This is a genomic window from uncultured Ruminococcus sp. (assembly GCA_902785355.1).
Classification (GTDB): Bacteria; Bacillota; Clostridia; order Oscillospirales; family Acutalibacteraceae; genus Ruminococcoides.
Map to the genome: position 1 here is coordinate 25,364 of CACZYF010000020.1, position 6,847 is coordinate 32,210.

A 6,847-nucleotide genomic window follows, 5' to 3' on the forward strand; every position below is an offset into this window, starting at 1 on the left:
GGCGTTGTTCTCTGTATTTAGATTTCAAGAGGAAGTTCTCCTGTCGTTTTCCGCTTTCCGATAATAACGGTTTTTTTCATCATACATAACTTCGTCGGCATGAATAATCAACTTCTCGAGAGAGATATCTCCGTAATCGCAGGCTAAGGCGTAACCGGCGGAAACGCTCAGCTTCTTAATCATGCTTCCGCTCCACGACGACGTAGCTTTCGATAGCTGACTGAGCAGCTCATCGGCGTGCTTGCGGTCGGAATGAGCCAGCACGATGAACTCGTCGCCGCCCGTACGAAAACAGTTGCCGATTGGGCTGAAGACCTTGTCGATACATTCGGCGGCGCCGCAGATCAACTCGTCTCCCGCAGCATGTCCGAGCGTGTCGTTAGCTATTTTCAGTCCGTTTATATCGATAGAGAAAGCGGCAAAATCATCCGGAAGCTTTTCTCCTTCGTGGTATTTCAACGTTTTGGAGTAGGCGTAGCGGCTGAGCAGACCCGTCATCGAATCACTGAGCAGTAGCTGCTGCTGTTCATTCAAGCGGGATTCGGCGTCTATCTGTGAATATTCAGAGTAGTGTATGTACATTAGGATGGCGCCGAAAGTTACGGAAAGATATGCAGTACGAATCTGTCCTCCGAAACCTTCCTGAAGAATGATACCGGTCAAAACCAGTCCAATGATCGCATATAAAGAGTAACGATTCTGCTTTGAAAAACTATTACCATAAATCATAAATTCAATAATTACGATCATGATAACAAAAAGGTAGACGATCATATAGATGAAGTACAGCGGACCGTGTGAGTAGACATTGTTTTTGTCGATCCTTGTCATCCAACCGAAGAAGCAGGAGAGTATTTGAAACACGGTGTTTCCGACTAGAATACCGTTCAGCACCTTGTACCATTGATTTTTGATGCCCATTTGTTTGATCAGGGCGATGCTGACAATAGGCGTAAGTGTATAGTCGATACACTTAATGACCAAAATAATCCAGGAAGGAAAACTTTGGTTGCCGCTGAGCTGTATCCCTGCCCATTCTGCGACAGAAGCGAGCGCGATCAATAGGTAGGTAAGATAAAAGACGCTCTTTTGCGGCTTTTTTGAGCCTGTCGTTTTCATGTACTAAAACGCATAAAACCAAAAGAGCCGCTAAAGACAGCAGAATGATCGTTGTATAATAATTAAGCATATGCAATCTCCCGTATATGACGGATTCAAGAATCCGATTTGGGGTGGATAGACGAATATAACGATCAACCTGAGATGCGCTGCAGATGTCGTAAACAATATATATTTATAATATTATACATTAATGTGTACAAAAAATCAAGAGTTAATACCGTGAATTTATAAATTTAGCGCAAGAGCAAAGAAGTCTAACAGCTCTATGAGGCGGATTGATGCTTCTATTCAAGAACAGACAGCTTTTCTGTATCCTATTCTGTTTTGTTTTCCGCTAAGGACATCGCCCTTTCAAGACAGCGGTTTTTTCGTCCTATTCAGTTTTCTTATTTCGTTAAGGGAATCGTCTTTTGTTCTTTTCATTTTATGAATCGTTTCCAGAACGCTACAGCGTTATTATTGACGAGCAGATGCGAACGGTCAGAAACGCCCGGTAGAGGAACGGCAGGATCAGGAACAGCACATTCCCTCCGATCATCAGCACCCCTATGCAACGGCAAAGAGGATCAATAGGATTCCGATCACGATCAGCGGAATTCTCAAAGCCGCTATGTTTCCGCATTGAAACACAGGCAGGTTTCTGCAAAACATCGCCGCGACCGTCAGCGCGATCACAACGCCTCCGAATACCGGACCCGGTCCGTAGATCGGCAGATGATCTTTCTCGTTCTTCATGTGTATCGCCTCATACAGTTAGCTGTTGCTAACTCAATTATAACACAGCCAACTCAAAAACTCAATATCTTCTTGAATATTCATTCTGTGATAAACTACAGTTAGTTACCCAACGCTAGCATTTACTTACAAATGCTAACAAATCATATCACCTCTCGATTTAGATCTAAATTGGAATGCTTTTCTTTTCAGGAAGAGATACCATATAATAGGGATACAATTTCTAATACGATCATATGTATCACGTCTCTTACAAGCACAGCAACATACTACAGCCCGTTCCAAAAGTCCAGAGAAATATACTCTTAAAGCCAGTGAGCTTTTACAGAATGAACAGCTATCAGAGGACACTCTCAGCGCTATTGTTATTATGTGCAAGATCAGTAATTCAAAAACTCTTTCATTCTTATCTGTCCTACTTTTCTTCGTGATATTCTTTTTCGGTATTAACATTCCAAATATTATCCTTGTTTGTTTCTCCTGAAAGAATATTCTTTACTGTTTCAAATGAAGTGCACATACTATGGTCAATATTATTATAACGATGCTGTCCGTTTCTTCCGACACAAAACAAGTTTGGAATTGTATCGAGATAGTTTCTCAAATCATCCATTTGGTCATATGTATCAAAGTAAGCTGGATATGCTTTTTTAACACGCTCAACGTGCGAATCAAGCACTTCGTTTTCGTTGCTGATTAATCCCATTGCGACCATTTCTTTGATAGCCATTTTAGCGAAATCATTGTCACTCATAGACCACATTTCGTCGCCTTCATTGCAGAAATATTCAAGACCGATCCAAATACTGTGTTCAATATCTTTAACCATATACGGCGACCAGTTATTATAAATTTGGAAACGTCCCATTTTAACATTTCTGTCGTGAACATATACCCAATTGTCAGGTACTATATTACCGATTGTTTTCGTTTTAGTTTCATTTTTCAGATTGAGGTGCGGAATCAATACACCAACCGTCATATAATCACGATACGGAAGTCCCTCAGCAATTTTTCTGTACTTATCGGGAACATCGTTCATTCCTACTACCAAATCCTTAACCGGCATCGAAGAAATGACGTAGTCGCCATTAACAGTGATTCGTTGTCCATCCTTCTCGTACACAAGACCTGTTACAACATTGTCGCTGCCTTTTAATATATTGACAACCTTAGCGTTTTTGATAATAGTTCCGCCCATTTTTTCAAAATCAGCGGCAGTCAAATCCCACAATTGACCGGGTCCAAGCTTCGGGTACGCAAATTCCTCAATCAGCGAAGTTTCAACCTTACGATCCTTTTTATTGAAGATTTTGCCGAATATATCTTTTAACACCGCTTTAATTGATAGACCTTTAACGCGCTGAGCTCCCCACTCAGGAGAAATCTCGCTCGGATGTCTGCCCCAAAGATTTTCTGTATAGTTTTCAAAGAACATTGAGTACAGTTTCTTGCCAAAGCGATTGATGTAGAAATCCTCTAAAGATTTTTCCTCACGCTTATGAAACACGGTTTTAAGATAGCTAAAGCCTACAACGATAGTTGTACCGAAGCCCATATTTTTTATCGTTTCAAACTTGAGCGAAACAGGATAATCAAAGAATTTAGAATTGAAGAGGATTCTTGAGAGTCTGTTTCTCCTCAACATAACCCTGTCATTTTTTTCAGGATCAGGACCGCCGGTAACAGTTGTTGATGTTCTTTCGAGTACAACGTCATCATACGGCATCGCTCCCTGAGTAGGCAACATTTTCTCCCACCATTCATTCACTTCGGGAACTTTAGAGAAAAAACGATGACCTCCCATATCCATACGGTTGCCTTTATAATTTACAGTACGGGATATACCGCCGAAACAATCGCTTTCTTCAAAAACGATTACCTCATAATCATTCGATTTATCAAGGAGCTCATAAGCCGCAGTTAAGCCTGCGGGACCTGCTCCGATTATTAATACTTTTTTCATTTTGATAATCGGACGTTTTTGTCCGAACTCCTTTCATCATCTTTTCTATACAGAAAAACAAGCAAAGTTACGCAACCCGAAAAAAGAAAACAGTAAAAACGGCTAAACCCCTCTTACTAATCAAGGCTTTAGCCGTTTCTCTATGCTCGTTTGTCGCTTATTTATCTCTTAAATCTACAGACAGATAATGGACAATACCGTCATACGGTCATCATACTGAATAAAGATAATTGCTCGCTTTCATTAAGCAGCGTGTTTTGCTTTCCGGTAACTGTATAATTAGTTAGCAGGGCTTCTATAACTGGATTTCTGTTTATTTCTTTTGCTCCAACATGATAGAAATGTTCACGCGTTATTTTTTGGCAGTCATTCCATACTGTCGCAATATACTCATTTCTCCTATAATCGTTATGATCCCATGTTGACAGCATATATTTTGCATTACTATCAACTAAGGCTTTGTGCAAGGCAAGCTCTGATTGTTCGTCCCAACTATCATAGTAATCTACATGGCGACCTATATATGGTGGGTCACAATAAATAAAATCATTCATACCAGCCATAGCAATAGTTGTTTCAAAAGGTTGACAAAAAAACTCCCAGGAATGTGTTTTCAATAAACTTTCAACGTGCGCGACTTGGTTTACAATTTTTGTCACATAAGCTTTTGCAAAGCGCCGCGGTTTATGACCATAAGGAACATTAAAATTGTAATCCTTATTAAACCGTATCATTCCATTAAAGCAAGCACGATTTAAGAACAAAAAATCAAGTGGGTTGTGCTCATTGTTAAATCTTTTACGTACGGTATAATAGTAATCATCGTCCCCTTCCTCTAACAGTTTTCCTTCTCTCTCTAAAAAATCGCGTACAACATAGGACGTTATAATTCCAGACTTTATTTGATTATAGAACTCTATAATGTGCGGGTTTGTATCTGCAAAAACAGCTTGATGTGGTTCAATGTTAAAGCCGACAACGCCCGAACCCATAAACGGTTCTATCCAAACAGAGTTCGGCTGCATAATAACGCTTTTTCTGATTAAGGGAACAAGTTTTGTTTTTATTCCCTGTATTTTTATGGGTGGTACATATACTTTTTCATTCATTTTGCTTTCCTCTTTGGTGCTTTGGGGTTATTCAGTTCAGCAGGCAAACTACGGTATTGTAAATATTCATCAAACGATGAAAGTTTTTTACGCTTTCCATTCCTAAGAATTTCGATTTTTCCGAAATTAGCCCAATAATCATCAAACAGTTCCTCTCCCGCCTTGGCGAAAACTCCGTTACCGTTTAGTATGTCGTCAATCTTTTGAATACTGCCTATATTTGCAGTGTTTCCACTACCCCCTATGTCGCTTGCAATCTTCCATTTTTCTTCGGCAAAAAACAGAAAATTCTTTATAACAGATGGTATTGTTGAAATCTCATCTATAGAATAGATGTGCATTTCCTCGTTTTTGTCAAGTACTGCACGTGAATATATAATTCCTAAACAAAAATGCCCGCTATATTCATCATAAGGATATTGTATATTTTTCGTGCTTGTTCGACTAACAAAATATTCTCCGTGCGAACCTAAAGTAAAGCCATTACAGAAACCAGGATATTCTTCATCTCTGTAAGTCGTTTTTAGGTCTACAGCAAACTTGATTTGCGGATTACTCTTTGAAATAAACGTCAAGTCAGGATACCAATTTTGGTATTTAGCAAGTTCGATGTCATAACCAATTTTTTGGGCAAAAGTCAAAAAGTGTGGGAACAAATGAAGTTCAAGGACTTTTGAAACGATTTTAGTATCAGAGGAAATAGTGTAGATATTTTTAAATATATCAATAAATCCTCTGATAGTCCATTCATCGCCCGTAGCAATAAAATTCCTCAAAGTGGAGGCAAAGTCTTTTAATTGAGCGCCAAACACTGCTTTTTCTGCTTCGTTTTTCACGTGTAATTACCTCTTTCTTGAGTTAATATGGCTTGACTTTTCTTATATCTCTACAATATTGTCAAACCCGTATTCAAAGTCAGTTGCGATTTTTTCTAACGTGTTCATTGCCATAGGTTCGTTTTTCTCATTTTAGTAAGTATGTTCATACTTATACCCGCTGACTTGCGTATTTGCGTTTTCGTCATACACTTGCCTATCAACAATTCCCATAAGCGGTTATAGCTGTACGTCATGCGTTTTCTCTCCGCTAAAATAGCCATAAAAAGCATAGTGCATTATAGCATACCTCGCAAAAAAATTCAATAATGAATCCTGTAAATGTGATAGTAATTTTCGTTAATTATATCGTTTCAGCTTTGCAGAGGCAGCTGCAATACAGGGACAAGTCCTTTTTTTGTACGCCTCTAACGTGTCTACGCGGGTTATCTCTTACAAAAAGCTGAAATAGCGCACAACATGGGCAGACAGAGGGCGTGCAATGTCCTTGTGGCGAACTCCCTTGTTTTCGCACTACGTTATCTGTGCCGGTATTTCTATTATCTTGTCTTTCAGTTTCATATCGACGCCACATTTTAAACTCTGTAGTGTATTCGGAATAGTTTTCGTAAAACCCAACGTAACAGTCAACAAACAATGGTGAGCAGGACAAACAACCTGCTCACTACATACAAATCGGATAAAATTGAATAAAAGAATGAGTGTCCATAACGAAAATCCGTTATGAACACTCATACTGGTGCGCCTGACAGGACTTGAACCTGCACCCTCGCGGACTGGAACCTAAATCCAGCGTGTCTGCCAATTCCACCACAAGCGCTTTTCTATAAAAACAGGTCGCAAAACCCGATATTTATCTCATATTTAATTGTTACACCGAGGTGACGTTACCTAAACCCGGCGCGTCTGCCAATTGTGCCAAATCTTTGATACCTTTTTATTATACGCAATTATTCGTAAAAAGTCAATGATAGATAATATCCGCAAATTGCAATAGCAAGTTGCAACAATTCTTAAGTCTGTAGTAGATTGCCTCGAGTTTTCTGAGGGAGGAGCGTAGCGACGAGCGAGGAAAACTC

The 6,847-nt window shown here is 39.5% G+C and carries 5 protein-coding genes and 1 tRNA gene; all 6 read right to left on the bottom strand.

The features are described 5' to 3' along the window. Window positions 1–24 precede the first annotated feature (24 nt). Window positions 25–1,119 (bottom strand): GGDEF domain-containing protein, encoded by a 1,095-nt coding sequence (locus R2I50_RS06110; protein WP_316608274.1) that lies wholly within the window; start codon window positions 1,117–1,119, stop codon window positions 25–27. A 549-nt stretch (window positions 1,120–1,668) separates the two neighbouring features. After that, window positions 1,669–1,857, bottom strand: coding sequence for a hypothetical protein (locus R2I50_RS06115; protein ID WP_316608275.1), 189 nt, complete (start codon window positions 1,855–1,857; stop codon window positions 1,669–1,671). A 415-nt stretch (window positions 1,858–2,272) separates the two neighbouring features. Further along, window positions 2,273–3,823: an NAD(P)/FAD-dependent oxidoreductase gene (locus tag R2I50_RS06120; protein WP_316608276.1), complete on the bottom strand. Its 1,551-nt coding sequence runs from the start codon at window positions 3,821–3,823 to the stop codon at window positions 2,273–2,275. Window positions 3,824–4,023: 200 nt separating this feature from the next. Further along, on the bottom strand, window positions 4,024–4,932 hold the full coding sequence (locus R2I50_RS06125) for a Dam family site-specific DNA-(adenine-N6)-methyltransferase (RefSeq protein WP_316608277.1): 909 nt from the start codon (window positions 4,930–4,932) through the stop codon (window positions 4,024–4,026). Next, window positions 4,929–5,768, bottom strand: coding sequence for an EcoRV family type II restriction endonuclease (locus tag R2I50_RS06130; protein ID WP_316608278.1), 840 nt, complete (start codon window positions 5,766–5,768; stop codon window positions 4,929–4,931). Before R2I50_RS06130 ends, R2I50_RS06125 begins: the two co-directional genes overlap by 4 nt. Window positions 5,769–6,505: 737 nt before the next feature. Beyond that, window positions 6,506–6,588: transfer RNA gene (locus R2I50_RS06135), tRNA-Leu, on the bottom strand. Between the last annotated feature and the right edge of the window lie 259 nt (window positions 6,589–6,847).

Bases quoted from the DNA above. Each gene is read 5' to 3' on its own strand.
- R2I50_RS06120 (WP_316608276.1), bottom strand. From the start codon at position 3,823: ATGAAAAAAGTATTAATAATCGGAGCAGGTCCCGCAGGCTTAACTGCG.
- R2I50_RS06115 (WP_316608275.1), bottom strand. From the start codon at position 1,857: ATGAAGAACGAGAAAGATCATCTGCCGATCTACGGACCGGGTCCGGTA.
- R2I50_RS06110 (WP_316608274.1), bottom strand. From the start codon at position 1,119: ATGAAAACGACAGGCTCAAAAAAGCCGCAAAAGAGCGTCTTTTATCTT.
- R2I50_RS06125 (WP_316608277.1), bottom strand. From the start codon at position 4,932: ATGAATGAAAAAGTATATGTACCACCCATAAAAATACAGGGAATAAAA.